General features: G+C 73.1%; 38 protein-coding genes and 1 pseudogene. 33 read left to right on the top strand and 6 right to left on the bottom strand.

Annotated features, from left to right (window positions below):
• The 25 genes and pseudogenes from rplP (at window position 1) to truA (ending at window position 13,987) form a co-directional block, all read left to right on the top strand.
• Window positions 1-417, top strand: coding sequence for a 50S ribosomal protein L16 (gene rplP / locus BLR12_RS17725; protein ID WP_012950475.1), 417 nt, complete (start codon window positions 1-3; stop codon window positions 415-417).
• Complete coding sequence (gene rpmC, locus BLR12_RS17720; RefSeq protein WP_091381272.1) at window positions 417-650, top strand: 50S ribosomal protein L29; 234 nt, start codon at window positions 417-419, stop codon at window positions 648-650. Before rplP ends, rpmC begins: the two co-directional genes overlap by 1 nt.
• Entirely contained in the window at window positions 647-961 is a 315-nt protein-coding gene (rpsQ, locus tag BLR12_RS17715) for a 30S ribosomal protein S17 (RefSeq protein ID WP_304440649.1), read from the top strand. The genes rpmC and rpsQ overlap by 4 nt, the downstream gene beginning before the upstream one ends.
• 223 nt (window positions 962-1,184) lie before the next feature.
• The gene (rplN, locus tag BLR12_RS17710; RefSeq protein ID WP_012950472.1) at window positions 1,185-1,553 is read left to right on the top strand and encodes a 50S ribosomal protein L14; all 369 of its coding nucleotides are present in this window, start codon (window positions 1,185-1,187) and stop codon (window positions 1,551-1,553) included.
• A gap of 53 nt (window positions 1,554-1,606) precedes the next feature.
• Window positions 1,607-1,921, top strand: coding sequence for a 50S ribosomal protein L24 (gene rplX / locus BLR12_RS17705; RefSeq protein WP_091381269.1), 315 nt, complete (start codon window positions 1,607-1,609; stop codon window positions 1,919-1,921).
• 4 nt (window positions 1,922-1,925) lie between these two features.
• Window positions 1,926-2,510: a 50S ribosomal protein L5 gene (gene rplE / locus BLR12_RS17700; RefSeq protein ID WP_091381001.1), complete on the top strand. Its 585-nt coding sequence runs from the start codon at window positions 1,926-1,928 to the stop codon at window positions 2,508-2,510.
• Window positions 2,511-2,531: 21 nt separating this feature from the next.
• A complete protein-coding gene (locus tag BLR12_RS17695; protein ID WP_012950469.1) occupies window positions 2,532-2,717 on the top strand; it encodes a type Z 30S ribosomal protein S14 in 186 nt (61 codons plus the stop codon).
• 148 nt (window positions 2,718-2,865) lie between these two features.
• Window positions 2,866-3,276 (top strand): 30S ribosomal protein S8, encoded by a 411-nt coding sequence (gene rpsH, locus BLR12_RS17690; RefSeq protein ID WP_091380998.1) that lies wholly within the window; start codon window positions 2,866-2,868, stop codon window positions 3,274-3,276.
• 12 nt (window positions 3,277-3,288) lie between these two features.
• Complete coding sequence (rplF, locus tag BLR12_RS17685; protein ID WP_091380994.1) at window positions 3,289-3,828, top strand: 50S ribosomal protein L6; 540 nt, start codon at window positions 3,289-3,291, stop codon at window positions 3,826-3,828.
• Window positions 3,828-4,238, top strand: coding sequence for a 50S ribosomal protein L18 (gene rplR, locus BLR12_RS17680; RefSeq protein WP_091380992.1), 411 nt, complete (start codon window positions 3,828-3,830; stop codon window positions 4,236-4,238). The genes rplF and rplR overlap by 1 nt, the downstream gene beginning before the upstream one ends.
• Before the next feature lie 40 nt (window positions 4,239-4,278).
• Window positions 4,279-4,893 (top strand): 30S ribosomal protein S5, encoded by a 615-nt coding sequence (gene rpsE / locus BLR12_RS17675; RefSeq protein ID WP_091380990.1) that lies wholly within the window; start codon window positions 4,279-4,281, stop codon window positions 4,891-4,893.
• Between the two features lies 1 nt (window position 4,894).
• Complete coding sequence (rpmD, locus tag BLR12_RS17670; protein ID WP_091380987.1) at window positions 4,895-5,077, top strand: 50S ribosomal protein L30; 183 nt, start codon at window positions 4,895-4,897, stop codon at window positions 5,075-5,077.
• A gap of 13 nt (window positions 5,078-5,090) precedes the next feature.
• Window positions 5,091-5,534, top strand: coding sequence for a 50S ribosomal protein L15 (rplO, locus tag BLR12_RS17665; RefSeq protein ID WP_091380985.1), 444 nt, complete (start codon window positions 5,091-5,093; stop codon window positions 5,532-5,534).
• A gap of 124 nt (window positions 5,535-5,658) precedes the next feature.
• A complete protein-coding gene (gene secY / locus BLR12_RS17660; protein WP_091380983.1) occupies window positions 5,659-6,969 on the top strand; it encodes a preprotein translocase subunit SecY in 1,311 nt (436 codons plus the stop codon).
• Window positions 6,969-7,559, top strand: a complete 591-nt coding sequence (locus BLR12_RS17655; RefSeq protein ID WP_091380980.1) for an adenylate kinase — start codon at window positions 6,969-6,971, stop codon at window positions 7,557-7,559. Before secY ends, BLR12_RS17655 begins: the two co-directional genes overlap by 1 nt.
• A 34-nt stretch (window positions 7,560-7,593) precedes the next feature.
• Window positions 7,594-8,454 carry a type I methionyl aminopeptidase gene (gene map / locus BLR12_RS17650; protein ID WP_255363592.1) on the top strand — a complete coding sequence of 287 codons (861 nt, stop codon included), beginning with the start codon at window positions 7,594-7,596 and terminating at the stop codon, window positions 8,452-8,454.
• Between the two features lie 266 nt (window positions 8,455-8,720).
• Window positions 8,721-8,942, top strand: a complete 222-nt coding sequence (gene infA / locus BLR12_RS17645) for a translation initiation factor IF-1 (RefSeq protein WP_012950459.1) — start codon at window positions 8,721-8,723, stop codon at window positions 8,940-8,942.
• A gap of 71 nt (window positions 8,943-9,013) precedes the next feature.
• Window positions 9,014-9,127 (top strand): 50S ribosomal protein L36, encoded by a 114-nt coding sequence (rpmJ, locus tag BLR12_RS17640; protein ID WP_012950458.1) that lies wholly within the window; start codon window positions 9,014-9,016, stop codon window positions 9,125-9,127.
• Window positions 9,128-9,141: 14 nt separating this feature from the next.
• Window positions 9,142-9,522, top strand: coding sequence for a 30S ribosomal protein S13 (gene rpsM, locus BLR12_RS17635; protein WP_091380978.1), 381 nt, complete (start codon window positions 9,142-9,144; stop codon window positions 9,520-9,522).
• Between the two features lie 105 nt (window positions 9,523-9,627).
• Complete coding sequence (gene rpsK, locus BLR12_RS17630) at window positions 9,628-10,035, top strand: 30S ribosomal protein S11 (RefSeq protein ID WP_091380976.1); 408 nt, start codon at window positions 9,628-9,630, stop codon at window positions 10,033-10,035.
• A gap of 35 nt (window positions 10,036-10,070) precedes the next feature.
• Window positions 10,071-10,697: a 30S ribosomal protein S4 gene (rpsD, locus tag BLR12_RS17625; RefSeq protein WP_072919096.1), complete on the top strand. Its 627-nt coding sequence runs from the start codon at window positions 10,071-10,073 to the stop codon at window positions 10,695-10,697.
• A gap of 157 nt (window positions 10,698-10,854) precedes the next feature.
• Complete coding sequence (locus BLR12_RS17620; protein WP_091380973.1) at window positions 10,855-11,931, top strand: DNA-directed RNA polymerase subunit alpha; 1,077 nt, start codon at window positions 10,855-10,857, stop codon at window positions 11,929-11,931.
• 148 nt (window positions 11,932-12,079) lie between these two features.
• Window positions 12,080-12,427, top strand: a pseudogene (rplQ, locus tag BLR12_RS25345) (50S ribosomal protein L17); the annotation flags it as partial.
• Between the two features lie 320 nt (window positions 12,428-12,747).
• Window positions 12,748-13,131: a hypothetical protein gene (locus BLR12_RS17610; RefSeq protein WP_091380967.1), complete on the top strand. Its 384-nt coding sequence runs from the start codon at window positions 12,748-12,750 to the stop codon at window positions 13,129-13,131.
• A 7-nt stretch (window positions 13,132-13,138) separates the two neighbouring features.
• Window positions 13,139-13,987 (top strand): tRNA pseudouridine(38-40) synthase TruA, encoded by an 849-nt coding sequence (truA, locus tag BLR12_RS17605; protein WP_091380964.1) that lies wholly within the window; start codon window positions 13,139-13,141, stop codon window positions 13,985-13,987.
• 19 nt (window positions 13,988-14,006) lie between these two features.
• On the opposite strand, the gene BLR12_RS17600 is transcribed toward truA, so the two are convergent.
• The gene (locus BLR12_RS17600) at window positions 14,007-14,669 is read right to left on the bottom strand and encodes an NAD(P)-binding oxidoreductase (protein ID WP_091380961.1); all 663 of its coding nucleotides are present in this window, start codon (window positions 14,667-14,669) and stop codon (window positions 14,007-14,009) included.
• 10 nt (window positions 14,670-14,679) lie between these two features.
• Window positions 14,680-15,285: a molybdenum cofactor guanylyltransferase gene (locus BLR12_RS17595; protein ID WP_091380958.1), complete on the bottom strand. Its 606-nt coding sequence runs from the start codon at window positions 15,283-15,285 to the stop codon at window positions 14,680-14,682.
• A 31-nt stretch (window positions 15,286-15,316) separates the two neighbouring features.
• Here BLR12_RS17595 and fdhD point away from each other — a divergent pair, with 31 nt between their 5' ends.
• Window positions 15,317-16,147: a formate dehydrogenase accessory sulfurtransferase FdhD gene (fdhD, locus tag BLR12_RS17590; protein ID WP_091380955.1), complete on the top strand. Its 831-nt coding sequence runs from the start codon at window positions 15,317-15,319 to the stop codon at window positions 16,145-16,147.
• Between the two features lie 40 nt (window positions 16,148-16,187).
• Here the strand turns inward: fdhD and BLR12_RS17585 are convergent, their stop codons facing one another.
• The 4 genes from BLR12_RS17585 to glp are packed head-to-tail and all read right to left on the bottom strand — an operon-like array spanning window position 16,188 to window position 18,747.
• Complete coding sequence (locus BLR12_RS17585) at window positions 16,188-16,562, bottom strand: hypothetical protein (protein WP_176832568.1); 375 nt, start codon at window positions 16,560-16,562, stop codon at window positions 16,188-16,190.
• 15 nt (window positions 16,563-16,577) lie between these two features.
• Window positions 16,578-17,081 (bottom strand): MogA/MoaB family molybdenum cofactor biosynthesis protein, encoded by a 504-nt coding sequence (locus BLR12_RS17580; RefSeq protein ID WP_091380947.1) that lies wholly within the window; start codon window positions 17,079-17,081, stop codon window positions 16,578-16,580.
• Window positions 17,078-17,548, bottom strand: coding sequence for a cyclic pyranopterin monophosphate synthase MoaC (gene moaC / locus BLR12_RS17575; protein WP_091380945.1), 471 nt, complete (start codon window positions 17,546-17,548; stop codon window positions 17,078-17,080). The genes BLR12_RS17580 and moaC overlap by 4 nt, the downstream gene beginning before the upstream one ends.
• Window positions 17,545-18,747, bottom strand: coding sequence for a molybdopterin molybdotransferase MoeA (gene glp, locus BLR12_RS17570; protein ID WP_255363590.1), 1,203 nt, complete (start codon window positions 18,745-18,747; stop codon window positions 17,545-17,547). Before glp ends, moaC begins: the two co-directional genes overlap by 4 nt.
• A gap of 85 nt (window positions 18,748-18,832) precedes the next feature.
• On the opposite strand from glp, the gene BLR12_RS17565 reads away from it, so the two are divergent.
• The 7 genes from BLR12_RS17565 to BLR12_RS17535 all read left to right on the top strand — a co-directional run bounded on the left by BLR12_RS17565 (window position 18,833) and on the right by BLR12_RS17535 (window position 25,755).
• A complete protein-coding gene (locus BLR12_RS17565; RefSeq protein WP_218120718.1) occupies window positions 18,833-19,318 on the top strand; it encodes a beta-class carbonic anhydrase in 486 nt (161 codons plus the stop codon).
• Window positions 19,319-19,616: 298 nt separating this feature from the next.
• Window positions 19,617-20,060: a 50S ribosomal protein L13 gene (gene rplM, locus BLR12_RS17560; protein ID WP_072919118.1), complete on the top strand. Its 444-nt coding sequence runs from the start codon at window positions 19,617-19,619 to the stop codon at window positions 20,058-20,060.
• Window positions 20,057-20,476 carry a 30S ribosomal protein S9 gene (gene rpsI / locus BLR12_RS17555; protein WP_091380940.1) on the top strand — a complete coding sequence of 140 codons (420 nt, stop codon included), beginning with the start codon at window positions 20,057-20,059 and terminating at the stop codon, window positions 20,474-20,476. The genes rplM and rpsI overlap by 4 nt, the downstream gene beginning before the upstream one ends.
• Window positions 20,477-20,487: 11 nt before the next feature.
• Window positions 20,488-21,831 carry a phosphoglucosamine mutase gene (gene glmM, locus BLR12_RS17550; RefSeq protein WP_091380937.1) on the top strand — a complete coding sequence of 448 codons (1,344 nt, stop codon included), beginning with the start codon at window positions 20,488-20,490 and terminating at the stop codon, window positions 21,829-21,831.
• 78 nt (window positions 21,832-21,909) lie between these two features.
• Complete coding sequence (gene glmS / locus BLR12_RS17545; protein WP_091380934.1) at window positions 21,910-23,772, top strand: glutamine--fructose-6-phosphate transaminase (isomerizing); 1,863 nt, start codon at window positions 21,910-21,912, stop codon at window positions 23,770-23,772.
• Window positions 23,773-23,911: 139 nt separating this feature from the next.
• Window positions 23,912-24,301, top strand: coding sequence for a holo-ACP synthase (locus BLR12_RS17540; RefSeq protein ID WP_091380931.1), 390 nt, complete (start codon window positions 23,912-23,914; stop codon window positions 24,299-24,301).
• A complete protein-coding gene (locus BLR12_RS17535) occupies window positions 24,298-25,755 on the top strand; it encodes an NAD(P)H-hydrate dehydratase (RefSeq protein WP_091380927.1) in 1,458 nt (485 codons plus the stop codon). The genes BLR12_RS17540 and BLR12_RS17535 overlap by 4 nt, the downstream gene beginning before the upstream one ends.
• Window positions 25,756-25,789 lie beyond the last annotated feature (34 nt).

The raw sequence follows: 25,789 nt of genomic DNA, 5'->3' as shown, positions 1-25,789 counted from the left end.
ATGCTCATCCCACGGCGCGTCAAGCACCGCAAGCAGCACCACCCGAGCCGTTCGGGGCGTGCCAAGGGCGGGACCGAGATCAACTTCGGCGAGTACGCCATCCAGGCGCTCGAGCCGGCGTACGTGACCAACCGGCAGATCGAGTCCGCTCGTATCGCCATGACCCGCCACATCCGCCGTGGCGGGAAGGTCTGGATCTCCATCTACCCGGACCGTCCGCTCACCAAGAAGCCGGCCGAGACCCGCATGGGCTCCGGCAAGGGTTCGCCGGAGTGGTGGGTCGCCAACGTCAAGCCGGGCCGGATCATGTTCGAGCTGTCGGGCGTGGCGGAGCCGGTCGCCCGCGAGGCCATGCGCCGCGCGATCCACAAGCTGCCGATGAAGTGCCGCTTCATCACCCGTGAAGGAGAGGTGTGATGGCCGCCGGTCTGACCGCTCCCGAGCTGCGCGAGCTCTCCGCCGAGGACCTCGCCACGCGGCTGCGCGAGTCCAAGGAAGAACTGTTCAACCTGCGGTTCCAGGTGGCCACCGGCCAGCTGGACAACAACCGGCGGCTGCAGACCGTCCGCCGCGACATCGCGCGGATCTACACGATCATGCGTGAGCGCGAGCTGGGCCTGTCGGTCGCCCCGAACGAGGGTGTGGCATGAGCGAGCCCCAGTCGGCGGCTGCGCCGAACACTGCTGCCGCGTCGGGCCCCGGCCTGGCCGGCCGTGGCTACCGCAAGGTCCGCGAGGGCCTCGTGGTCAGCGACAAGATGGACAAGACCATCGTCGTCGAGGTCGAGGACCGCGTGAAGCACGGCCTCTACGGCAAGGTCATCCGTCGCACCAGCAAGTTGAAGGCCCACGACGAGCAGCAGGTGGCCGGGATCGGCGACCGGGTGCAGATCATGGAGACCCGGCCGACGTCGGCCACCAAGCGGTGGCGGCTGGTCGAGGTCGTGGAGAAGGCCAAGTAGTACCGGCGGGGGCCGCGCGGTCCCCTGCAGGAGGCGCCCTCCGCGGGCGGTCCGGGAGCGAGTACCCTGGACCACTGGCGCGCGATTGCGAGTGCGCGCCCATCCCGGTACCCGTGCTCGGACGCACCGGCGGCGAACGCTGCCGGTGCGTCCGCACGTGGGTGCCGGACAGCCGGTTCACCGTTCCGGCCCGGCTGTCACCACGGAAGATCAGGAGTAGGACGTGATCCAGCAGGAGTCGCGACTGCGGGTCGCCGACAACACCGGTGCGAAGGAGATCCTCTGCATCCGGGTGCTCGGCGGTTCCGGGCGACGCTACGCGGGCATCGGCGACGTCATCGTCGCGACCGTGAAGGACGCGCTGCCGGGTGCAGGCGTCAAGCGGGGTGACGTGGTCAAGGCCGTCGTCGTCCGCACCGTCAAGGAGCGCCGTCGTCCCGACGGCTCCTACATCCGCTTCGACGAGAACGCCGCGGTGATCATCCGCGACAGCGGCGACCCGCGCGGTACGCGCATCTTCGGCCCGGTCGGCCGTGAGCTCCGCGACAAGCGCTTCATGCGGATCATCTCGCTCGCTCCGGAGGTGCTGTGACCATGGCGACGAAGAAGGACACGACGGCCCACTCGAAGGCCAAGGCGCCGTCGATGAAGGTCAAGAAGGGCGACACCGTCGTGGTGCTGGCCGGCAAGGACAAGGGCGCGAAGGGGCGGGTGATCGCTGCCTACCCGAAGCTGCAGAAGGTCCTCGTCGAGGGCGTCGGCCGGGTGAAGAAGCACACCCGCATCAGCTCCAACCAGCGTGGTGCCCAGTCGGGCGGGATCGTCACGCAGGAGGCGCCCATCCACGTGAGCAACGTGATGGTGATCGACTCCGAGGACAAGCCGACCCGGGTCGGCTTCCGCAAGGACGAGGAAGGCCGCAGCATCCGGGTCTCGCGGCGCACCGGTAAGGACCTCTGATCCCATGAGTGCACCCACCCGTGAGCTGCCCCGCATGCTCGCCCGCTACCGCGACGAGATTCTCCCGGCGCTGCAGGGCGAATTCGGCTACGAGAACGTCATGCAGATCCCCCGCCTGACGAAGATCGTCGTGAACATGGGCGTCGGCGAGGCCACCCGCGACGCCAAGCTGATGGACGGCGCGGTCCGCGACCTCACCGCCATCACCGGTCAGAAGCCGGCCGTCGTCCGGGCCCGCAAGTCCATCGCCCAGTTCAAGCTGCGCGAGGGCATGCCGATCGGCGCGAAGGTCACTCTCCGCGGCGACCGCATGTGGGAGTTCCTGGACCGGCTGCTGAGCCTCGCCCTTCCCCGCATCCGTGACTTCCGTGGCCTGAACGCCAAGCAGTTCGACGGTCACGGCAACTACACGTTCGGCCTGACCGAGCAGTCCATGTTCCGCGAGATCGACGTCGACAAGATCGACCGGCCCCGCGGGATGGACATCACGCTGGTCACCACCGCCACGAACGACGAGGAGGGTCGCGAGCTCCTCCGCCTGCTGGGCTTCCCGTTCGCCGGCCAGCCCGTCGTCACCACCACCCGCTGAGCCGGGGGAGGAGACAGACAGATGGCCAAGAAGGCGCTGATCAACAAGGCGGCCCGCAAGCCCAAGTTCGCGGTCCGCGGCTACACCCGCTGCCAGCGGTGCGGTCGCCCGCACTCGGTCTTCCGCAAGTTCGGCCTGTGCCGGATCTGCCTGCGGGAGATGGCCCACGCCGGCGAGCTCCCGGGCGTCAGCAAGAGTTCCTGGTAACGCAACGACCCCACGGCCTCGTCCAGAGGCTCGGCCCGAGCTTGCAAGGGTCGAGAGGTACGAGGTCCTTCAACGATCACCGAGAGGCCCCGCTCGACGGCACGAGCCGGACGGCGAGAGGAACCGCGGTGAGAGAGGCACGACACCCATGACGATGACCGACCCGATCGCGGACATGCTGACGCGGATCCGGAACGCCAACCAGGCGTACCACGACTCCACGACCATGCCGTCGTCCAAGCTGAAGACGCACATCGCCGAGATCCTCCAGCAGGAGGGTTACATCGCCGGCTGGACCGTCAACGAGGTCGAGAGGGACGGCACCACCCTCAAGGAGCTGGTGGTGGACCTCAAGTACGGCCCCAACCGTGAGCGGAGCATCGCCGGCGTCCGGCGCGTCTCCAAGCCCGGTCTGCGGGTGTACGCCAAGTCCACCGCACTGCCGAAGGTGCTGGGCGGCCTCGGGGTGGCCATCATCTCCACCTCGACGGGGCTCCTGACCGACCGCCAGGCGAACAAGAAGGGCGTGGGTGGGGAAGTCCTCGCCTACGTCTGGTGAGGAGCGAGTGACATGTCGCGAATCGGACGACTGCCGATTCCCGTGCCCGGTGGCGTGGACGTCACCATCGACGGCCAGACGCTGAGCGTCAAGGGTCCCAAGGGCACGCTGAGCCACACCGTCGCCTCGCCCATCACCGTCGGGCGCAGCGACGACGGGACGCTGCAGGTGCAGCGCCCGGACGACGAGCGGGAGAGCCGGGCCCTGCACGGGCTGTCGCGCACGCTCATCGCCAACATGATCACCGGCGTGACCGAGGGCTACACCAAGACCCTCGAGATCGTCGGCGTCGGGTACCGCGTGCAGGCCCGCGGGTCGGACCTCGAGTTCGCCCTCGGCTACAGCCACCCGGTGCCGGTGAGGGCCCCCGAGGGCATCACCTTCGCCGTCGAGTCGCCCACCCGCCTGCGGGTGACCGGCATCGACAAGCAGCTGGTGGGCCAGGTCGCGGCCAACATCCGTGGGCTGCGCCGTCCGGACCCGTACAAGGGCAAGGGCGTGCGCTACCAGGGCGAGGTCGTCAAGCGCAAGGTCGGGAAGACGGGTAAGTGATGGCACAGACCGAGAAGAGCGGTGCTCGGGTGCACAAGCCCGTGGGCACCGACATCAGCACCGCGCGGCGGGTCTCCCGCTTGCGCCGGCACACCCGGCTGCGCAAGCGCGTGTCGGGGACCCCGGAGCGTCCGCGCCTGGTGGTCAAGCGCAGCTCGCGGCACATCCACGTCCAGGTCGTCGACGACACCGTCGGCCGTACCCTGGTCAGTGCCTCGACGCTGGACCCCAGCCTGCGCACCGCCGAGGGCGACAAGTCCACGCTGGCCCGCCAGGTCGGCGCCCTGGTGGCCGACCGCGCGAAGGCCGCCGGCATCACCGCGGTCGTCTTCGACCGGGGTGGCAACCGGTACCAGGGCCGGATCGCGGCGCTGGCCGACGGCGCCCGTGAGGGCGGGCTGGACTTCTGATGAGCGACACCGTGAGCGAGCAGATCGAGAGGGACGTCTGATGCCAGGACCACAGCGACGCGGCGGCGGCGCCGGCGGCGGCAACGACCGCCGCGACCGTCGTGACGGCGGGCGGGGGCCCGGCGGCGCGCCTGCCGAGAAGAGCAACTTCATCGAGCGCGTGGTGGCCATCAACCGCGTGTCCAAGGTCGTCAAGGGCGGTCGGCGCTTCAGCTTCACCGCCCTGGTGATCGTGGGCGACGGCGACGGCACCGTGGGCGTCGGCTACGGCAAGGCCAAGGAGGTGCCCGCGGCGATCGCCAAGGGCGTCGAGGAGGCCAAGAAGCACTTCTACAAGGTGCCGCGCATCGCCAGCACCATCCCGCACCCCGTGCAGGGTGAGGCGGCGGCCGGCGTCGTGCTGCTGAAGCCGGCCAGCCCGGGTACCGGTGTCATCGCCGGTGGCCCGGTGCGTGCCGTGCTCGAGTGCGCCGGCATCCACGACGTGCTCTCCAAGAGCCTCGGGTCCTCGAACCCGATCAACATCGTGCACGCCACGATGCAGGCCCTGCGGGAGCTCGTCCGTCCCGAGGAGATCGCGGCCCGCCGCGGTCTCCCCCTCGAGGACGTCGCCCCCGCGGCCATGCTGCGGGCGCGTGCGGGCCAGGGGGTCTGAGATGGCGCAGCTGAAGGTCACCCAGATCCGGTCGGCGATCGGCACCAAGCCCAACCAGCGCCAGACGCTGCGCTCGCTGGGCCTCAAGCGGATCAACGACTCGGTCGTCCAGGAGGACCGTCCCGAGATCCGCGGGATGGTCGCGACGGTGCCGCACCTGGTCACCGTCGAAGAGATCAGCTGAGCAGGGAACCCACATGACTCTCAAGGTCCACCACCTGCGTCCGGCCCCCGGCGCCCACACCCCGAAGACCCGCGTGGGTCGCGGTGAGGGCTCCAAGGGCAAGACCGCCGGTCGCGGCACCAAGGGCACCGGCGCGCGCGGCAACACCTCCGCGCGCTTCGAGGGCGGACAGACGCCGCTGCACATGCGGCTGCCCAAGCTGTCCGGCTTCAAGAACCCGAACAAGGTCGTCTTCCAGGTCGTCAACCTCGACCGGATCGCCTCCCTGTTCCCGCAGGGCGGCTCGGTCAACCCAGACACCCTCGCCGAGGCCGGCGCCGTGCGCCGCGGCCAGCCGGTGAAGGTGCTGGGCACCGGCGACCTAGGCGGTGTCCAGGTCCACGTCCACGCGCACGCCTTCTCCGCGTCGGCCGCCGAGAAGATCGGCGCCGCCGGGGGCAGCACCACCCGCATCTGAAAGAGGACCCCCCTGCCCCCCGCCGCTCGCTAGCTCGCGGCGGGGCCCTGCAGGGGGGCCTTCTGCGGTCCTGGGACGTTCAAGGGCCGCTGTTAGTCTCGACCGACCGAGTAGGGGAGGGCACGTGCTGCAGGCGTTCGCCGCGGCGTTCCGGACGCCAGACCTCCGGCGCAAGCTGCTGTTCTCCCTGGCGATCATCGCCGTGTACCGGCTGGGGGCCGCGATCCCCGGCCCCGGCGTCTCGGTCGAGGCCATCAACAGCTGCCTCGAGGCCGCACAGGCCTCCGACCAGCGCGACCTCTACTCGCTGGTCAACCTGTTCTCCGGCGGTGCGCTGCTGCGCCTGAGCGTCTTCGCGCTCGGCATCATGCCGTACATCACGGCGAGCATCATCGTGCAGCTGCTGGTCGTGGTCATCCCGCGCTTCGAGCAGCTGAAGAAGGAAGGGCAGTCGGGTCAGGCAAAGCTGACCCAGTACACCCGCTACCTCACGATCGCCCTCGCCGTCCTGCAGAGCACCGGCATCATCGCGCTCGCCCGCAGCGGCCAGCTGTTCCCCGGCTGCCCGCAGGACATCATCCCGTCGGACTCCATCTGGACGACGATCGTCCTGGTGGTCGCGCTCACGGCCGGCACCGCGGTGATCATGTGGCTCGGCGAGCTGCTGACGGAGAAGGGGATCGGCAACGGCATGTCCGTGCTGATCTTCACCTCGATCGCGGCGCGCATCCCGGCCGAGGGTGGCGCCATCCTGCAGACCCGCGGGGCGCTGGTCTTCGCCGTCGTCTGCGCCTTCGCCCTGCTGGTCATCGGCTCGGTCGTCTACGTCGAGCAGGCCCAGCGGCGGATCCCCGTCCAGTACGCCAAGCGGATGGTCGGCCGCAGGATGTACGGCGGGACGTCGACCTACCTGCCGCTGAAGGTCAACCAGGCCGGCGTCATCCCGGTCATCTTCGCCTCGTCGCTGCTCTACCTGCCGCAGCTGATCACGCAGCTCCAGGGCAACGAGACCGGGCCGGTGCGCCAGTTCTTCGAGAACTACGTCATCGACCAGAGCAGCCCGGTGCACGTGGCCCTCTACTTCGGCCTGATCGTCTTCTTCACGTACTTCTACGTGTCGATCACGTTCAACCCGGAGGAGCGCGCCGAGGACATGAAGCGCTACGGCGGCTTCATCCCGGGCATCCGCCCCGGTCGGCCGACCGCGGAGTACCTGCAGTACGTGCTGTCCCGGATCACCCTGCCCGGGTCCCTGTACCTCGGCATCGTGGCCGTGCTGCCGAACTTCTTCCTGTCCATCACGCAGGCGGGTCAGAACCAGAACTTCCCGTTCGGGGGGACGGCGGTCCTCATCATGGTCGGAGTGGGGTTGGAGACGGTGAAGCAGATCGAGACGCAACTCAACCAGCGCAACTACGAAGGGTTCCTGAAGTAGTGCGCGTCGTCCTGCTGGGCCCCCCCGGAGCGGGCAAGGGCACCCAGGCTCAGATCATCGCCGGGCAGCTCGGCGTCCCCGCCATCTCGACCGGTGACATCTTCCGCGCCAACGTGAGCGGCGAGACCGAGCTCGGCGTGCAGGCGAAGTCCTACATGGACGCCGGCGACCTCGTCCCCGACGAGATCACCGTGGCCATGGTCAAGGACCGGCTGGCCGAGACCGACGCCAAGGGCGGGTTCCTGCTCGACGGCTTCCCGCGGACCATCGCCCAGGCCGAGCAGCTGCGGGACTCCCTCCGGGAGCTCGGGCACGGGCTGGACTGCGTCCTCGAGCTCGTCGTCGACGAGGACGAGCTGGTGCGCCGGCTCTCCGGCCGCCGGATGCTCGTCGACGGTCAGTGGGTGCAGCGTTCCGACGACGAGCCCGAGACGGTGCGTCACCGGCTACAGGTCTACCGGGAACAGACCGCCCCGCTGTCGGGTTGGTACGAGGGCGAGGGACTGCTCTCGCGCATCGACGCCATCGGCGCGGTGGAGGAGGTCACCCAGCGGGCGATGAGCGCGCTGGAGGCCCGCGGGAGCGCGTGATCCGGGCCGGGCGCGGGCTGGAGACGGCGGCGTCGTGACGGCCGCGGGGATCCTCGGCCGGATCCCGCTGCTGGCGAAGTGGAGTGGACGGATGATCCAGATCAAGACGCCGCACGAGCTGGAGCTCATGCGGGGCGCCGGGCTCGTCGTCGCCGGCGCCATCGCCGCGGTGCGGGGGGCGGTGCGCCCCGGCGTCACCACCGGTGAGCTGGACGCGATCGCCGAGGACCACATCCGCAGCGCCGGCGCGGTGCCCTCCTTCCTCGGGTACCACGGGTTCACCGGCAGCATCTGCGCGTCGATCAACGACGAGATCGTGCACGGCATACCGAACCGGAGCCGCACGCTCGCCGAGGGCGACAACGTCTCCATCGACTGCGGCGCGATCCTGCACGGCTGGCACGGCGACTCGGCGGTCACCGTGACCGTCGGGGAGCCGTCCGCAGAGGACGCCGCGCTCATCGACGTCACCGAGCGGTCGATGTGGGCGGGTCTGGCCAGGGCGATCGCGGGTGGCCGGCTGACCGACATCAGCCACGCCGTCGAGCAGACGGTCACCGCGGAGCAGCACCCGTACGGGATCGTCGACCACTACGGCGGTCACGGGATCGGCACCGAGATGCACCAGGACCCGCACGTGCTCAACTACGGCCGGCCCGGACGAGGTCCGCGGCTGGTGCCGGGGCTCGCCCTGGCCATCGAGCCGATGGTCACCGTCGGGGACCCGGCCACGGTGGAGCTCGAGGACGGCTGGACCGTGGTGACGAAGGACGGGTCGCGCGCGGCCCACTTCGAGCACAGCGTCGCCATCACACCGGAGGGCCCGTGGGTCCTCACGGCCGAGGACGGCGGCGTCGCGGGCCTGGCCCCCTTCGGGATCACCCCCCGCACCTGAACAAGGACCCCGCCCTCCCCACCCTTCGCACACCCGGGACCTGGCCGGCTGTGACGAGGGCCGGGTTGGAGAGGCGCGCCGGGGCGGGGTACAGTGGCCGATGGCGCTCGCGCCGCTCTGCTGTCGTGCTGTGGCCGCACGACCCGGAGCGCCCTCGCGGGAGCGTCTGCTCCACCCGTTCCGTACACCACCGAGTGCGTCCGCCGGGTCCCGGCATGGGCGCGCGAGGGCACCAGCACCACCGAGACAGGGAGGCCGTGTAGGGCATGGCGAAGAAGGACGGGGCCATCGAGGTCGAGGGTCGCGTCGTCGAGCCGCTGCCCAACGCGATGTTCCGGGTCGAGCTGCAGAACGGGCACCGGGTGCTCGCCCACATCAGCGGCAAGATGCGGCAGCACTACATCCGCATCCTGCCCGAGGACCGCGTGGTCGTGGAGCTCTCGCCCTACGACCTGACCCGCGGTCGCATCGTCTACCGGTACAAGTAACCGCCGCTGCGCGCAGCCCCGAGGGGCGGGCGCGCTCGGCGCACGATCGACAGGAATGAGGGGCGGCACCGGTGAAGGTCCAGCCGTCGGTGAAGAAGATCTGCGACAAGTGCAAGGTGATCCGCCGGCACGGCCGGGTCATGGTCATCTGCGACAACGCCCGCCACAAGCAGCGGCAGGGCTGAGGGAGTACCTGGACATGGCACGACTGGCCGGCGTCGACCTGCCCCGCGAGAAGCGGATGGAGATCGCGCTCACCTACATCTACGGCATCGGCAAGACCCACGCCAAGGAGACCCTGGCCGCGACGGGCGTCAGCCCCGACCTGCGCGCCAAGGACCTCACGGACGAGGACCTGCTGAAGCTGCGCGACTACATCGACGAGCACTTCCGGGTCGAGGGTGACCTGCGCCGCGAGGTGGCCGCCGACATCCGCCGCAAGGTGGAGATCGGCTGCTACCAGGGCCTGCGTCACCGTCGCGGTCTGCCCGTGCACGGGCAGCGCACCCGCACCAACGCGCGCTCGAGCAAGGGCCCGCGCAAGACCATCGCCGGCAAGAAGAAGGCCGGCAAGAAGTAGAAGGACCCCGGCGCCCCCCAGCCCTCGCTCCGCTCGGGCCGGGCCCCTGCGCCGGGGCCGTTCCATTCCCTCACCAGGCCACGAAAGACAAGAGGAACCGGATACATGCCTCCCAGGGCTCGTACTGCGGCCGGCGCCAAGAAGGTCCGCCGCAAGGAGAAGAAGAACGTCGCCCACGGCGCCGCGCACATCAAGAGCACGTTCAACAACACGATCGTGTCGATCACCGACCCCACCGGGAACGTGATCAGCTGGGCCTCGGCCGGCCACGTCGGCTTCAAGGGCTCGCGCAAGTCCACGCCGTTCGCCGCGCAGATGGCCGCCGAGAACGCCGCGCGCAAGGCGCAGGAGCACGGCATGCGCAAGGTCGACGTCTTCGTCAAGGGCCCCGGCTCCGGCCGTGAGACCGCCATCCGGTCCCTGCAGGCCACCGGCCTCGAGGTCGGCCAGATCCAGGACGTGACCCCGCAGCCGCACAACGGCTGCCGCCCCAAGAAGCGCCGCCGGGTCTGACCGGCCACTGACGAGACTGACGAGGAGTACCTGACGTGGCCCGTTACACCGGAGCCGACTGCCGCATGTGCCGGCGCGAGAAGATGAAGCTGTTCCTCAAGGGCAGCAAGTGCGAGTCCCCGAAGTGCCCGATCGAGATCCGGCCGTACCCGCCGGGCGAGCACGGCCGGGGCCGCAGCAAGGACAGCGAGTACCTGCTGCAGCTGCGCGAGAAGCAGAAGGCCCGCCGCATCTACGGCGTGCTGGAGAAGCAGTTCCGCGGCTACTACGAAGAGGCCAACAAGAAGTCGGGCAAGACCGGTGAGGTCCTGCTGCAGATCCTCGAGTCACGCCTGGACAACGTCGTGTACCGGGCCGGCTTCGCCGAGTCCCGTGACATGGCCCGTCAGCTGGTGCGCCACGGCCACATCCGGGTCAACGGCCGCAAGGTCGACATCCCGTCGTACCGGGTGAGCTCCAACGACATCATCGAGGTCGCCGAGAAGTCGCGGCGGATGCTGCCCTTCGAGATCGCCCAGGCCCGCGCCGGCGAGCGCCCGGTGCCGCCGTGGCTGGAGGTCATCAGCAGCCAGCTGCGCGTGCTGGTCCACAGCGTCCCGGCCCGCCAGGTGATCGACACCCCGGTCCAGGAGCAGCTGATCGTCGAGCTCTACTCCAAGTAGTACGAGGACCCCCTGCCCCCCACGCCACGCTCCGCGCGGCGCGGGGGGCAGGGGGCCGAACGACGGCAGGGCGGGTGGACCGATGTCCGCCTCGCCGGCACCACTCCCTCACGGCGTCATATGGCGGTCGCCGGAGGACCAGAAGGAGAACTGCACCATGCTCATCGCACAGCGCCCCACGCTGACCGAGGAGACCCTCTCCGAGTCGCGCTCGCGGTTCGTCATCGAGCCGCTGGAGCCCGGCTTCGGCTACACCCTCGGCAACTCCCTGCGCCGCACCCTCCTGTCGTCGATCCCCGGCGCTGCTGTCACCAGCATCCGGATCGAGGGCACCCTGCACGAGTTCACCACCGTGCCGGGCGTCAAGGAGGACGTCACCGAGATCATCCTGAACCTCAAGGGCCTGGTCGTCAGCTCCGACTCCGACGAGCCGGTGACCATGTACCTGCGCAAGCAGGGCCCCGGTGAGGTCACCGCCGCCGACATCGCGCCCCCGGCCGGTGTCGAGGTGCACAACCCCGAGCTGCACATCGCGACCCTGAACGGCAAGGGCCGGCTGGAAATCGAGCTGGTCGTCGAGCGGGGCCGCGGCTACGTGCCGGCGCCGCAGAACAAGCAGCCCGGCCAGGAGATCGGCCGCATCCCCGTGGACTCGATCTACTCGCCGGTCCTCAAGGTCACCTACGCCGTGGAGGCGACCCGCGTCGAGCAGCGCACCGACTTCGACCGCCTGGTCGTCGACGTCGAGACCAAGCCGTCGATCGCCCCGCGCGACGCCATCGCGTCCGCCGGCTCCACGCTGGTCGAGCTGTTCGGTCTGCTCCGCGAGCTGAACATCGACGCCGAGGGCATCGAGGTCGGCCCGAGCCCCGCCGAGGCCGCCGACATCGCGAACTTCTCGATGCCGATCGAGGACATGGACCTCACCGTCCGGTCCTACAACTGCCTCAAGCGCGAGGGCGTGCACACTGTCGGGGAGCTCGTCACCCGCTCGGAGGCCGACCTGCTCGACATCCGGAACTTCGGGGCCAAGTCGATCGACGAGGTCAAGATGAAGCTGGCGGCCATGGGCCTGGCGCTCAAGGACAGCCCGCCCGGGTTCATCCCCACCTCGATCGAGAGCTACGACGAGGGCTACGAGACCGACGCCTACCAGGGCCACGGCGAGTTCGCCGCCGGCTACGACCAGGTCCAGTACGACGACGGCTCCTACCAGGAGACCGAGCAGCTCTGAGGCGCGTGCCGGACGGCGGGATCACCCGCCGTCCGGCGCCGCTCCCGGGCCCGCCACACTGGCCCGGACGCACCACCCGCGCACGAACATCAGCACCACCATGGAACGCAGCCGGCACCGCGGCCCGGCAGCCTGAGGAAGGACCGACATGCCCACCCCCACCAAGGGCCCCCGTCTCGGCGGTTCCCCCTCGCACGAACGGCTGATGCTGGCCAACCTGGCCACGTCGCTGTTCGAGCACGGGCGGATCACCACCACCGAGACCAAGGCCAAGCGGCTGCGTCCCCTGGCCGAGAAGCTGGTGACCTTCGCCAAGCGCGGTGACCTGCACGCCCGTCGTCAGGTGATGACGACGATCCGGGACAAGGACGTCGTCCACACGCTGTTCGCCGAGATCGGGCCGCGCTTCGCGAACCGTCCGGGCGGCTACACCCGCATCACCAAGGTGGGCCCGCGCAAGGGCGACAACGCCCCCATGGCGGTCATCGAGCTGGTCGAGGGCCAGACGGTCGCCCAGCAGGCGGTCGGCGAGGCCGAGCGCGCCCGCGGCACCCGCTTCGCCGGTGCCACCGCCGGTGCCGGTGCCGCGTCCGCCGCCGGTGAGGTCACCGCCGACGCGCTCGAGACCGCCGACGCCGACACCGAGGCGACGACAGCCGACGCCGGCGCCACGGCGACCGGTGAGCCCACCGTCGCGGACGCCGGCACCGAGGACGCCGCCGCCGCGACCGAGGCGGACGAGGCCGTGGCCGCGGATGCCGAGTCCCCGAACGACGCCGGGTCCCCGAACGACGCCGAGGGCACGGACGGCGCGCGATGAGCGAGCGGGAGAACCCGGGCGAGGGCGCCCCCGCCGGCGCCGCCGGGGTCTCCGTCGGTGGGGGTGACCAGGGTGCGACGTCCGAGGGCGAGACCACCGGTCCCGGCGGCGACACCTCGCCGGCCGTGACGTCCGGCGAGGCCGACCCCGAGGCCCAGCAGGTCGTCACCGACCTGTTCAACCCGGACGGCGAGCACCAGGACGACGCCGACGTCACCCCGCAGCCGCAGCGCGAGAACGTGGCGATCGTCGAGGACCCGGCGCTGTCCCCGGAGGTGGCCCGCGCGGCCGCCGCCGAGGTGGAGGCCGCCGAACTGGGCGACGCCGCGACCGCCGGTCTGCAGGCCCCCGGGGGCGAGGCCGCCCCCGACCCGAAGTGAGCGGTCGCTGACCACTCCACGCACCGCTGACGAGCCCGCCACCGCACCCGGTGGCGGGCTCGTCCGTCTCCGGCTGGCCGTCTCGTACGACGGCACCGCGCTGCACGGCTGGGCGCGGCAGCCGGTGCTCCGCAGCGTCCAGGGCGACCTCGAGGCGGCCCTGGCCACCGTGCTGCGGCACCCCGCCGGGCTCACCGTCGCCGGGCGCACCGACGCCGGCGTGCACGCCACCGGCCAGGTCGCCCACACCGACGTCCCGCGGACCGTCTGGGAGGAGCACCGCGGGCGGCTGGTGCGCAGGCTGCGCCGGGTCCTGCCGCCCGACATCGCCGTCACCGCCGTCGAGGAGGCGCCGCCGGACTTCGACGCCCGCTTCGCGGCACTGCGCCGGCACTACGTCTACCGGCTCACCGACGCCGACAGCGGGCCGCCGCCGCTGCGCCGCGCGGACACGGTCGGCTGGCCGCGGCGACTCGACGTCGACGCCATGGGCGCTGCCGCGGACCACCTCCTCGGCATGCACGACTTCGCCGCGTTCTGCCGTCGTCGCGAGTTCGCCACGACGATCCGCACGCTGCTGACCCTGGACGTCGCCCGCGAGGGCGACCTGGTGACCGTGCGGGCGTCCGCGGACGCCTTCTGCCACTCGATGGTCCGCAGCCTCGTCGGAGCCCTCACCGCCGTGGGGGAGGGGCGGCGTCCACCGGAGTGGCCGGCCGCGCTGCTGAGCCGCACCGAGCGCTCCAGCGAGGTGCCGGTCGTCCCCGCGGCGGGGCTCACCCTGGTCGGGGTGGACTACCCGCCCGACGCCGAGCTCGCCGCCCGGGCGGTGGTCACCCGAGCGCTGCGCTCCTGACCAGGGACGGGGTCCTCGGTCAGGGCAGCGCGGCGACGGCCTCCGCGATCGGGGTGTTCCCGCTGACCAGCTCGACGACCTCGTTCGTCTTCCCGGCGACCAGCAGCGCGAGCAGCACGGCGGCGACGTCGTCCCGCGGGACGTCGCCGTACTCCACGCCGTGCTGGAGGGTGACCCGGCCGGTGCCGGGCTCGTCGGTGAGCCGGCCGGGCCGCAGGACGACGGTGTCGAGCCCGGGGCGCGGCAGGATCGCGTCCTCGGCGGCCAGCTTGGCCTGCAGGTAGACGGCGAAGACCGGGTCCATGCCCTGCGGCGTCCCCTGCCGGGCCTGCTCGGCGCCCATCGAGGACACCAGCAGGTACGGGCGGACGCCGGCCCGCTCGGCCGCGTCGGCCAGCAGCAGGGCCGCCCCCTTGTCGACGGTGTGCTTGCGGGCCGCGCCGCTGCCCGGGCCCGCGCCGGCGGCGAAGACGACGGCATCCGCCCCGGAGACCACCTCGGCCACCTGCTCGACGCCGGCCTGCGCGAGGTCGAGGACCACCGGCTCGACCCCGTCGGCGCGCAGGTCGTCGGAGTGCGCGGGGTTGCGGACGATGCCCAGCACCGTGTCGCCGCGGGCGGAGAGCAGGCGGCCGAGGCGGCGGGCGACCTGCCCGTGGGCCCCGGCGATGACGATGCGCATGGCCTGCGCCCTACCCCCCGGGGCGGCGCGGAACCCGGCGGGCCGCGGCCGTCCGGGCGCGGGCGAGGTCGGCGGGGGTGTCGCAGTCGGTCCACGGCGGTGGCTGCCCGGGGCCGACCTCCGGGTGCAGCCGGCGGACGGCGAGCGGGGCCAGCGCCCGGCGCACGGAGGTCGGGCCCTCGACGCCGGCGACAGCCGCGCGCAGCGCCGCGGTCCGCCAGACCCCGAGCAGTAGCTGGTCGCGGTCGGTGTCGTCGACGACGAGCACGCCGTCGCCGGTCAGCCGCGCGCGCAGCGCCCGCACGAGGGCGCCGGTGAGGAACGGCAGGTCGCCGGCGAGCAGCGCCACCACGTCGGTGGGCACCTGCGCCAGCCCGGCCCGCATCGCGGCGACCGGGCCGCCGCGCGGCGGGTCCTCGCGGACCACCAGGACGTCGGCCGGCACCGGCTGGGGCGGGCCGACCACAATCCGCGGCGAGGCGTCCGGGACGGCGGCGAGGACCGCCTCGAGGATGGTGCGGCCGCCGACGTCCAGCTGTGGTTTGGCCTGCCCGCCCATCCGCGCCGCGCGGCCGCCGGCCAGGACGACGGCGGCGTAGGGCGGCAGTTCGGACACGTTGCGACCGTAGGGGTTACCGTCGCCAGCCGTGGGACGAGTCACGAGCCGGACACCGGTGCTGCGGATCCGCGGCGCGGCACACAGCACCCGCCCGGACACGGTCGCGGCCGAGGAGCCGCTGGAGATCCGGCTGGACGGCCAGGCGCTGGCGGTCACGATGCGCACGCCGGGCGACGACTTCGACCTGGTGCACGGCTTCCTGGCCACCGAGGGCGTGATCGCCGGGTCCGGCGACGTGCTGGGGCTGCGCTACTGCGACTCGGTGGACGCCGACGGCCGCAACACCTACAACGTCGTCGACGTCGACCTGGCCCCCGGCGTGGAGGCCCCGGACACCGCGCTGGACCGGAACTTCTACACGACCAGCTCCTGCGGCGTCTGCGGCAAGGCCAGCATCGACGCGATCCGTACGAAGACGCGGCACGACGTGGCGGGGGACGACCTCCGGCTGCCGCTGGCGACGCTGCTCGCGCTGCCGGACCGGCTGCGCGCGGCCCAGCAGGTCTTCGACAAGACCGGCGGGCTGCACGCGGCGGGGCTGTTCACCGCGGGCGGCGAGATGGTGGCCCTGCGCGAGGACGTCGGCCGGCACAACGCCGTCGACAAGGTCATCGGCGACGGGGTGCGCGGCGGGCGGCTGCCGCTGTCCGGGCACGTGCTCATGGTGAGCGGGCGGGCGAGCTTCGAGCTGACGCAGAAGGCGGCGATGGCCGGCATCCCCGTGCTGGCCGCGGTGTCGGCGCCGTCGTCCCTGGCGGTGGAGCTGGCCGCGGAGGTGGGCATCACGCTGGTCGGCTTCCTCCGCGGTGACGGCTGCAACGTCTACACCCGCCCGGAACGGATCGTCCTGGACGACTAGCTCGCCGACGCGCGTGCGCCCGGGCTCGGGACGGAGCCGGTCAGTGGACGACGTCGATGCCCACCAGCCACCCGCCGTCGACCCCCTCGACGCCGGTGGCCCGTCCCCGGGTGTCCGGCACGATCGACGGGACGCCGACGTGCGCCTGCACCACCAGCAGGCCGCGCCGCGGCACCGGGTCCGCTGCGGGCGCCGGCCACCACGCGCGGAGGCCCCCGCGGCCGAGCACCAGGCCGGCGTCGACGCCGACCACCCGGGCGTCGTCCCGGCTCAGGGTCACGGCGCGGGTGGACCACCGGATGTCGAAGGCGCCGGGGGCGTCGGGGAGGTCGTGCCACTCCAGTGGCCGGCCGACCGGGTCACCGACCTCGGGCAGGTGCTGGCAGCAGTCGACCTCCCACCCAGCGAGGGACACGCGGACGCGCATCGCTCAGGGACGCGGGTGGTCGCCGCCGCGGAGCTGCGAGACGACGTGGGGGAGCAGCGGCCCCAGCACGGCGAGCCCGTCCCGCACCCCACCGGTCGAGCCGGGCAGGTTCACGACGAGCGTGCGCCCGGCGGTGCCGGCGAGGCCGCGGGAGAGCACCGCGGTCGGCACCTCGCTCTCGCCGTACCGCCGCACGGCCTCGGCGATGCCGGGGGCCTCCCGGTCGAGCACCCGGCGGGTGGCCTCGGGCGTGACGTCGGTGGGGGACAGCCCCGTGCCGCCGGTGGTGACGACGACGTCGGCGCCGGAGCCGATCGCCTGGAGCAGCACCATCTCCAGCTCGGCGGCGTCGTCCGGGCGCACGTGCGGGCCCTCGACGGTGAACCCGAGGGCGCGCAGTCCCTCGGCCAGCACCTGGCCGCTGCGGTCCTCGTAGACCCCGGCCGACGCCCGGTTGGAGGCGGTGACGACGACGGCGCGGGCGTCGTCCGGCAGCCGGCCGCTCACCGCCGCCACTCCCCGCTCTTGCCGCCGGACTTTGCCAGCAGCCGGACGTCGGTGATGGACGCGCGCGGGTCGACGGCCTTGACCATGTCGATCACGGTCAGCCCGGCGACGGCGACCGAGGTGAGCGCTTCCATCTCCACGCCGGTGCGGTCCGCGGTGCGGGCGGTGGCGACGATCTCGACGGCGTCGTCGGCGACGGTCACGTCCACGGTGACCCCGTGCAGGGCGATGGGGTGGCACAGCGGCACCAGGTCCGGCGTCCGCTTGGCGCCGGCGATGCCCGCGATGCGTGCCACGGCCACGGCGTCCCCCTTGGGCACGCCCTCGCCGCGCAGCAGCGCCACCACCTCGGGGCTGACCAGCACCCGGCCGGCGGCCGTGGCCTCGCGGGCGGTGACCGGCTTGGCGGAGACGTCGACCATGCGGGCGGCGCCGGCCTCGTCGACGTGCGTGAGCCTGTCGCTCATTGCAGCGCTCCTTCGATCAGCACGACGTCCACCGGGGCGCCGGCGGGCAGCTCGGTGACGTCCTCGGGGACGACGACCAGGCAGTTGGCGCGGGCCAGGTGGGCGACCAGGTGCGAGCCCGGCCCGCCCACCTGGGAGACGGTGCCGGCGTCGTAGCGGCCGCGGAGGAACTGGCGGCGCCCGGCCGGGGAGCGCAGCGGGGCGGTCAGGGTCGCGGGGGCGCGCAGCCGGCCGGGGGCGGCGTGGCCCAGCGCGCGGCGCAACGCGGGCCGGACGAACACCTCGAACGAGACGAACGCGCTCACCGGGTTGCCGGGCAGGGTGACGACGGGGACGCCGTCCACCGTGCCCGCCCCCTGCGGGCCGCCGGGCTGCATCGCGACCTTGACGAACTCGACGGTGCCCAGCTCGCGGAAGGCGTCCTTGACCACCTCGTAGGCGCCGGCGCTGACCCCGCCGCTGGTCACGAGCAGGTCGGCGGTGGCCAGCTCCGCCCGGACGGTGGCGAGGAACTCGCCGACGTCGTCGGGCACGAAGTGCAGCCGCCGCGCCGTCCCCCCGGCGTCCGCCACGGCGGCGACCAGCAGCGCGGAGTTGGACTCGTAGATCTGCCCGGGCAGCAACGGCTCACCGGGGGAGACCAGCTCGCTGCCGGTGGAGAGCACCAGCACCCGCGGGCGGCGGCGCACCCACAGCGTCCGCGCGCCCACGGCGGCGGCCAGGCCGAGCTGGGCCGCGCCGAGCGGGCTGCCGGCGGTCAGCGCGACCGTCCCGGCGGCGATGTCCTCCCCGGCCCGCCGCAGGTGGGTGCCGGCGGCCGGGGCGTCGCGGATCTCGACCACGTCGGTGGCGCCGTCGGTGAGCTCGACCGGCACGACGACGTCGGCGCCGTCCGGGAGCGGGGCGCCGGTCATGATCCGCTGCACGGTGCCGGGCTCGAGCGGGCGGACGTCGGTGCGCCCGGCCGGGACGTCGTCGGCGACCGGCAGCCGCGCCGGGAGGGCCGCCACCTCCACCGAGCGCGCGGCGTAGCCGTCCATCGCGGAGTTGTCGAAGCCGGGCAGCGAGACCCGCGCGGTCACGTCCCGGGCGAGGACCCGGTTGTGCGCGGCCGCCAGCGGCACCTCCTCCTCGCCCAGCGGGGCGAGCAGCGCCGCGACGACCGCCTGGTGTTCCTCGACCGTGCGCACGAGGCCCATCCTGACCGATCACCGCCGAGGGCACCCCGCAGGGCGGCGCACGGCGCCGCTAGGGTCTGGCCAGCCGGGATCGAGGAGGGTGGCCGTGGCCGAGGTGGACCGGATGCTGGCGGCGAACGCACGGTGGGCGCAGCAGTCGCCCGGTGGGCAGCCGGCCCGGCCGGCCCGCGCGGTCGCCGTCGTGGCCTGCATGGACGCGCGGATGGACGTCTACCGGATCCTCGGGCTGGAGCCCGGTGACGCCCACGTCATCCGCAACGCCGGCGGGGTCGTCACCGCCGACACCCTGCGCTCGCTGGCCATCTCCCAGCACGTGCTCGGCACCCGGGAGGTGGTCCTGGTCCACCACACCCGCTGCGGCATGGAGGGCGCCGAGGACGCCGCCGTCCTCGACGTGGTCGAACGGGCCACGGGGGTGCGCCCCGACTGGCCGGTGCAGGGCTTCGCCGACGTCGAGGAGGACGTCCGCGAGTCGGTCCGGACGCTGCGGGCCTGCCCGTACCTGGTGTCCTCCGACGTGCGCGGGACGGTCTACGACGTGGACACCGGGGTGCTGCGCGAAGTCCGCTGACGGCCACGGGAGCATCGCGGCGAGCGCCGGCGAGCGAGGAAGCATCGCGGCGAGCGCCGGCGAGCGAGGAAGCATCGCGGCGAGCGCCGGCGGGCGAGGAGCGGACCGGGGCGCGGACGCGGACCGGCGGTGGGGTCGCGGTCGGGGACCGATCGGCGGCCGGGAGGGCCGGTCCCGCCGGCTGGTATCGTCGTCCGCTGGTGCGCGCGGCCGGCTGGTGTCCGCGTGCCGTCCCGTCTCCCGTGCTCGGTGAGGCGATCCACCAGCCGCCCCGACGACGACGGAGGACACGAGCGCCGTGCGCACGTACACCCCCAAGCCCGGCGAGGTCAGCCGGGCCTGGCACGTCATCGACGCCACCGACGTGGTGCTCGGTCGACTCGCCAGCCAGACCGCGATCCTGCTCCGCGGCAAGCACAAGCCCCAGTACGCCCCGCACGTCGACGTCGGCGACTTCGTCGTCATCGTCAACGCGGGGAAGGTCGCGCTAACCGGCTCCAAGCGCGACGAGAAGATCGCCTACCGCCACTCGGGCTACCCGGGCGGCCTCAAGCGGATCAACGTCGGCGACCAGCTGCGCACGCACCCCGACCGCGTCATCGAGCGCGCGATCAAGGGCATGCTGCCGCACAACAGCCTGGGCCGTCAGATGCTCAAGAAGCTGAAGGTGTACGCCGGGCCCGAGCACCCGCACGCCGCCCAGCAGCCCCAGTCCTACGAGATCAAGCAGGTGGCCCAGTGACGACCGCCCTCACCGTGACCGACGCCGAGGGGCGTCCGGTGCAGACCGTCGGCCGGCGCAAGGAGGCCATCGTCCGCGTGCGCCTGCTGCCGGGCACCGGCCAGTTCCGGCTCAACGGCCGCACCATCGAGGAGTACTTCCCGAACAAGGTGCACCAGCAGCTCATCCGTGAGCCGTTCGTGACCGTCGAGCGCACCGAGCAGTACGACGTCGTCGGCATCCTCCGGGGTGGCGGTGTCAGCGGCCAGGCCGGGGCGCTGCGCCTGGCCATCGCCCGTGCGCTCGTCGCCGTCGAGGCCGAGGACCGCCCGGCCCTCAAGAAGGCCGGCTTCCTGACCCGGGACCCCCGCGTCACCGAGCGCAAGAAGTACGGGCTCAAGAAGGCCCGCAAGGCGCCTCAGTACTCGAAGCGCTGACCGGTACGCCCGTGGGTCGCCTCTTCGGGACCGACGGCGTCCGGGGTCGGGCCAACGCCGACCTCACGCCGGAGTTGGCCCTCTCGGTGGCACGTGCTGCCGCCGGTGTGCTCGCCGACCGCGACGGGACCCAGCGTCCCGTCGCGGTCGTCGGCCGTGACCCCCGCGCCAGCGGGGAGATGCTCGAGGCCGCCGTCGTGGCGGGCCTCGCCAGCGCCGGTGCGCAGGTGCTGCGGGCCGGTGTGCTGCCCACCCCGGCGATCGCGCACCTCACCGCGCACACCGGCGCGGACCTCGGCGTGATGATCTCCGCCAGTCACAACCCGATGCCCGACAACGGCATCAAGCTCTTCAGCCGGGGCGGTCACAAGCTGCCCGACGCGGTCGAGGCCGCCATCGAGCAGGCGGTCACCGCCGGCTCGACCGACGGGCCACGGCCCACCGGCGCGGCGATCGGCCGGGTCTCCGACCTCCCCGACGCCGGTGCCGCCTACGTCGAGCACCTGCTCTCGACGGTGTCCCGGCCGCTGACCGGGCTGACCCTCGTCGTCGACTGTGCCCACGGCGCGGCCGCGGTGTGCGCGCCCGAGGTGTATCGCCGGGCCGGCGCCACGGTCCACGTGATCGGTGGCGAGCCCGACGGCTGGAACACCAACGACGGTGTGGGCTCGACCCACCTGGGGCCGGTGACCGAGGCGGTCCGGGCACACGGGGCCGACCTCGGCATCGCGCACGACGGCGACGCCGACCGCTGCCTGGCGGTGTCCGCCGACGGCGCCGTCGTCGACGGCGACGCGATCCTCGCGGTCTGCGCGCTCGGACTGCACGAGCACGGCCGGCTGGCCGGCGACACCGTCGTCGCGACGGTCATGAGCAACCTGGGCTTCCACCACGCGATGCGCGACGCGGGCATCGCGGTGCACACCACCGCCGTCGGTGACCGGTACGTGCTCGAGGCGCTGCGCGCGCACGGGCTGAGCCTGGGCGGCGAGCAGAGCGGCCACCTGGTCTTCCTCGACCACGCGACCACCGGCGACGGGCTGCTCACCGGCCTGTCCCTGCTGTCCCGGATGGCCGAGACCGGCTCGTCGCTGGCCGAGCTCGCCGCCGTGGTCCAGCGGCTGCCGCAGACCCTGGTCAACGTGCCCGTGCGCGACCGGATGGCCGTGTCGGCCAGCGACGAGGTCGCCGCAGCGGTCAACCAGTGCGAGGCCGAGCTGGGGGACGACGGGCGGGTGCTGCTGCGCCCGTCGGGCACCGAGCAGCTGGTGCGCGTGATGGTCGAGGCACCGACGCAGGAGCAGGCCGACGCGATCGCCGCCCGGCTCGCCGCCGTCGTCGCCGCCGTCGACTGACGTCACGCCGCTCACATCGACACGCTCCCACCCGTGTGAGGGAGGGAGCGGCGGGCCGCCGCCGGTACCCTCGACCGAATGTGCGGCATCGTGGGATACGTCGGCCCGCAGAACGCCCTGGACGTCGTCCTGGGGGGCCTGCGCCGGCTGGAGTACCGGGGGTACGACTCGGCGGGGGTGGCCGTCCTCGCTGACGGCGGGCAGGCGACGGCCAAGAAGGCCGGGAAGCTGGCGAACCTGGAGAAGGCGCTGGCCGACTCCCCGCTGCCGGAGTCCACGATCGGCATCGGGCACACCCGGTGGGCCACGCACGGCGGGCCGACCGACCGCAACGCACACCCGCACGTGTCCGCCGACGGCAAGGTCGCGGTGGTGCACAACGGGATCATCGAGAACTTCGCCGCGCTGCGCTCCGAGTGCGAGGCCACCGGCATCGAGTTCGCCTCGGAGACCGACACCGAGGTCGCCGGGCACCTGCTCGCCGCTGCCTACGAGGCCGCGCCGGCGGGGCCGGGGCGGCTGGCGGAGGCGATGCGCGCGGTCAGCAGCCGGCTGGAGGGCGCGTTCACCCTCGTCGCGTCGCACGCCGACGAGCCGGACACGCTGGTGGCCTCGCGCCGCAACAGCCCGCTGGTGGTCGGGGTCGGGGACGGCGAGTACTTCCTCGGCTCCGACGTCGCCGCGTTCATCTCCCACACCCGCGAGGCCCGCGAGCTCGGCCAGGACCAGGTCGTCGAGATCGACCGGCACCGCGGCCTGACCGTCACCGACTTCGCCGGCACGGTCGTGGAGCCCGCCGCCTACACCGTCGACTGGGACGCCGAGGCCGCCGAGAAGGGCGGCCACGAGTGGTTCATGCTCAAGGAGATCGCCGAGCAGCCCCAGGCCGTGGCCGACACCCTGCTCGGGCGGCTCGGTGAGGACGGCGGGCTGGTGCTGGACGAGGTGCGGCTGACCGACCAGGACCTGCGCGACATCGACAAGGTCTTCGTCGTCTCCTGCGGCACCTCCTTCCACGCGGGCCTCATCGCGAAGTACGCCATCGAGCACTGGACGCGGATCCCGGTCGAGGTCGAGGTGGCCAGCGAGTTCCGCTACCGGGACCCGGTGCTGGACCGCTCCACGCTGGTCGTGGTGATCAGCCAGTCCGGCGAGACGATGGACACCCTGATGGCGCTGCGGCACGCCAAGGACCAGAAGGCCCGCGTGCTGGCGATCTGCAACGTCAACGGCTCGACCATCCCGCGGGAGTCCGACGCGGTCCTCTACACCCACGCCGGCCCGGAGATCGCGGTCGCGTCGACCAAGAGCTTCCTGGCGCAGATCGTGGCCTGCTACCTGGTCGGCCTGATCCTGGCGCAGGTGCGCGGCGTCAAGTACGCCGACGAGGTCGCCGCGATCGTCGCCGAGCTGCAGAAGCTGCCCGAGGCGGTGGCGCAGGTGCTGACCCAGATGGAGCCGGTGCGGGAGCTGGGCCGGTCGCTGGCCGACGCGGACACGATCCTGTTCCTGGGCCGCCACGTCGGGTTCCCCGTCGCGCTGGAGGGGGCGCTGAAGCTCAAGGAGCTGGCCTACATCCACGCCGAGGGGTTCGCCGCCGGCGAGCTCAAGCACGGCCCGATCGCGGTGATCGACCAGGGCACCCCGGTGGTCGTCATCGTCCCGTCGCCGCGGGGTCGCAGCCTGCTGCACGGCAAGGTGGTCTCCAACATCCAGGAGGTCCGGGCCCGCGGGGCGCGGACCATCGTGATCGCCGAGGACGGCGACGACGACGTCGTGCCCTACGCCGACCACCTGATCCGCGTGCCCCGCACCCCGACGCTGCTCGCGCCCGTGGTCACCACGGTGCCGCTGCAGATCCTGGCCTGCGAGATCGCCGACACCCGCGGGTTCGACGTCGACCAGCCGCGCAACCTCGCGAAGTCGGTCACCGTCGAGTGACGTCCTCGACGATCAGCTGAGCTGATCCAGCCGGCTCCGGGCTCACCACCGGTGCTGAGCCCGGAACCGGAACGGTGAGCCAGGACGACGGTCCGCGACACGGACGGCGGCCCGGACGGCGGCGCGGCAGACTACGTCTGTGATCATCGGGGTCGGGATCGACGTGGTGCCGGTCGACCGCTTCGCCGAGTCCCTGATCCGCACCCCGGGTCTGCGCGACCGGCTGTTCACCGCCGACGAGCAGCGCACACCCAGCGGCGGCGCGCGGACCGGTGAGTCGCTGGCCGCCCGCTTCGCCGCCAAGGAGGCCGTCGCCAAGGCCCTCGGCGCGCCCGGGGACCTGCGCTGGCACGACGCCGAGGTGACCGTCGGCGACCACGGCCGGCCGCACCTGGCGATCCGCGGGACGGTGGCCGGCCGGGCGGCGCAGCTCGGCGTCACCTCCTGGCACGTGTCGCTCAGCCACGACGGCGGCATCGCCTCGGCGGTGGTCGTCGCCGAGGGCGTGCTGCGAGGGGAGACCCCGTGATCGGGCTGTACAGCGCCGCGGAGGTGCGTGCCGCCGAGGAGCCGCTGCTGGCCGCCACGCCCGAGGGCACGCTCATGCAGCGCGCCGCGACCGGCCTGGCCACCGTCTGCCTGCGGCTGCTCGGCCGCGCGCACGGCACGCGGGTCACCGCGCTCGTCGGTGCCGGCGACAACGGCGGGGACACCCTCTTCGCCGGCGCCCACCTGGCCCGTCGTGGCGCCCGCGTCACCGCCGTCCCGCTCGACCCGGACCGGGTGCACGCCGCCGGGCTGGCCGCGCTGCGCGCCGCGGGCGGGCGGGTCGCCGGGCCCGAGGGGGACACCGGGCTCGAGCGCGCCGACCTCGTCCTCGACGGCATCGTGGGCATCGGCGGCCGCGGCGGACTGCGCCCGCCGGCGGCCGCGCTGGTCGAGCGGGCCGCGACCGGGCCGGGCCTGATGGTCGCCGTCGACGTCCCCAGCGGGGTGGACGCGACCACCGGCGCGGTCCCCGGGACGGCGTTCCCTGCCCAGCACACCGTCACGTTCGGCGCGCTGAAGACCGGGCTGGTGGTGGGGGAGGGCCGCGGGTACGCGGGCAGGGTCCACCTGGTCGACATCGGGCTGGACCTGCCGGCCGCCGGCACCCACCAGCTGACCGACGCCGACGCGGCCGCCCGCATCCGCCCGCCGGGCAGCGACGACGACAAGTACACGCAGGGCGTGGTCGGCATCGTCGCCGGCTCCTCGACCTACCCCGGCGCCGCCGTGCTCTGCACCGGGGCGGCGCTGCGCGCCCGGCCCGGGCTGGTCCGCTACGCCGGGACGGCGGCCGCGGGCGTGCGGGCCGCGTGGCCGGAGGTGATCGTCACCGAGGGCCGGCCGGGGGACGCCGGACGGGTGCAGGCCTGGGTGGTCGGGCCGGGGATGGGCACCGACGATGACGCCCGCGGCGTGCTGGCCGAGGTGCTGGCCACCGACCTGCCGGTGCTGGTGGACGCGGACGCGCTGACGATGGCGGCGCACGACCCCGGTCTCGTGCGGCGGCGCGAGGCGCCCACCGTGCTGACGCCGCACGACCGCGAGTTCGCCCGCTTCGGGGCGGAGGTCGGGGACGACCGCGTGGGTGCCGCTCGCCGGCTGGCCGCGGACCTCGCGGCCGTCGTGCTGCTCAAGGGCGACGCGACGGTCGTCGCCGCACCCGACGGCACCGCCTACGTCAACGCCACCGGGACGCCGTGGCTGGCCACGGCCGGGACCGGCGACGTCCTGTCGGGCCTCACCGGCGCCCTGCTGGCCACCGGGCTCCCGGCCGCGGAGGCGGCCGCGGTCGGTGCGCACGTGCACGGCCGGGCCGGGCAGCGGGCCGCGGAAGGGGGCCCGCTGATCGCCGGCGACCTCGTGCGGCACCTGCCGGCCGCGATGGCGCACCTGCACCGGGCGCCGGACGGCCGGCTGGGAGACTCGAGGACGTGACCGAGCCCGCGAGGTCACGCGGAGGCGCGGCACG

Origin of the sequence: Geodermatophilus sp. DSM 45219 (genome assembly GCF_900104025.1) — a bacterium.
Classification (GTDB): Bacteria; Actinomycetota; Actinomycetes; order Mycobacteriales; family Geodermatophilaceae; genus Geodermatophilus.
The sequence above is the reverse complement of the archived record's forward strand: the minus strand, read 5'-3'. Positions and strand labels throughout refer to the sequence as shown.

Excerpts from the sequence above, each read along its gene's own strand:
- glp (WP_255363590.1), bottom strand. The coding sequence starts at position 18,747 with ATGGGCCTCGTGCGCACGGTCGAGGAACACCAGGCGGTCGTCGCGGCG.
- BLR12_RS17695 (WP_012950469.1), top strand. The coding sequence starts at position 2,532 with ATGGCCAAGAAGGCGCTGATCAACAAGGCGGCCCGCAAGCCCAAGTTC.
- rpmD (WP_091380987.1), top strand. The coding sequence starts at position 4,895 with ATGGCGCAGCTGAAGGTCACCCAGATCCGGTCGGCGATCGGCACCAAG.
- rpmC (WP_091381272.1), top strand. The coding sequence starts at position 417 with ATGGCCGCCGGTCTGACCGCTCCCGAGCTGCGCGAGCTCTCCGCCGAG.
- BLR12_RS17610 (WP_091380967.1), top strand. The coding sequence starts at position 12,748 with ATGAGCGAGCGGGAGAACCCGGGCGAGGGCGCCCCCGCCGGCGCCGCC.
- rpsE (WP_091380990.1), top strand. The coding sequence starts at position 4,279 with ATGCCAGGACCACAGCGACGCGGCGGCGGCGCCGGCGGCGGCAACGAC.
- rplE (WP_091381001.1), top strand. The coding sequence starts at position 1,926 with ATGAGTGCACCCACCCGTGAGCTGCCCCGCATGCTCGCCCGCTACCGC.
- rplO (WP_091380985.1), top strand. The coding sequence starts at position 5,091 with ATGACTCTCAAGGTCCACCACCTGCGTCCGGCCCCCGGCGCCCACACC.
- moaC (WP_091380945.1), bottom strand. The coding sequence starts at position 17,548 with ATGAGCGACAGGCTCACGCACGTCGACGAGGCCGGCGCCGCCCGCATG.
- BLR12_RS17620 (WP_091380973.1), top strand. The coding sequence starts at position 10,855 with ATGCTCATCGCACAGCGCCCCACGCTGACCGAGGAGACCCTCTCCGAG.
- rpsK (WP_091380976.1), top strand. The coding sequence starts at position 9,628 with ATGCCTCCCAGGGCTCGTACTGCGGCCGGCGCCAAGAAGGTCCGCCGC.
- rplF (WP_091380994.1), top strand. The coding sequence starts at position 3,289 with ATGTCGCGAATCGGACGACTGCCGATTCCCGTGCCCGGTGGCGTGGAC.
- infA (WP_012950459.1), top strand. The coding sequence starts at position 8,721 with ATGGCGAAGAAGGACGGGGCCATCGAGGTCGAGGGTCGCGTCGTCGAG.
- glmS (WP_091380934.1), top strand. The coding sequence starts at position 21,910 with ATGTGCGGCATCGTGGGATACGTCGGCCCGCAGAACGCCCTGGACGTC.
- rplX (WP_091381269.1), top strand. The coding sequence starts at position 1,607 with ATGAAGGTCAAGAAGGGCGACACCGTCGTGGTGCTGGCCGGCAAGGAC.
- rpsQ (WP_304440649.1), top strand. The coding sequence starts at position 647 with ATGAGCGAGCCCCAGTCGGCGGCTGCGCCGAACACTGCTGCCGCGTCG.
- rpsM (WP_091380978.1), top strand. The coding sequence starts at position 9,142 with ATGGCACGACTGGCCGGCGTCGACCTGCCCCGCGAGAAGCGGATGGAG.
- rplP (WP_012950475.1), top strand. The coding sequence starts at position 1 with ATGCTCATCCCACGGCGCGTCAAGCACCGCAAGCAGCACCACCCGAGC.
- rpsH (WP_091380998.1), top strand. The coding sequence starts at position 2,866 with ATGACGATGACCGACCCGATCGCGGACATGCTGACGCGGATCCGGAAC.
- rplR (WP_091380992.1), top strand. The coding sequence starts at position 3,828 with ATGGCACAGACCGAGAAGAGCGGTGCTCGGGTGCACAAGCCCGTGGGC.
- BLR12_RS17600 (WP_091380961.1), bottom strand. The coding sequence starts at position 14,669 with ATGCGCATCGTCATCGCCGGGGCCCACGGGCAGGTCGCCCGCCGCCTC.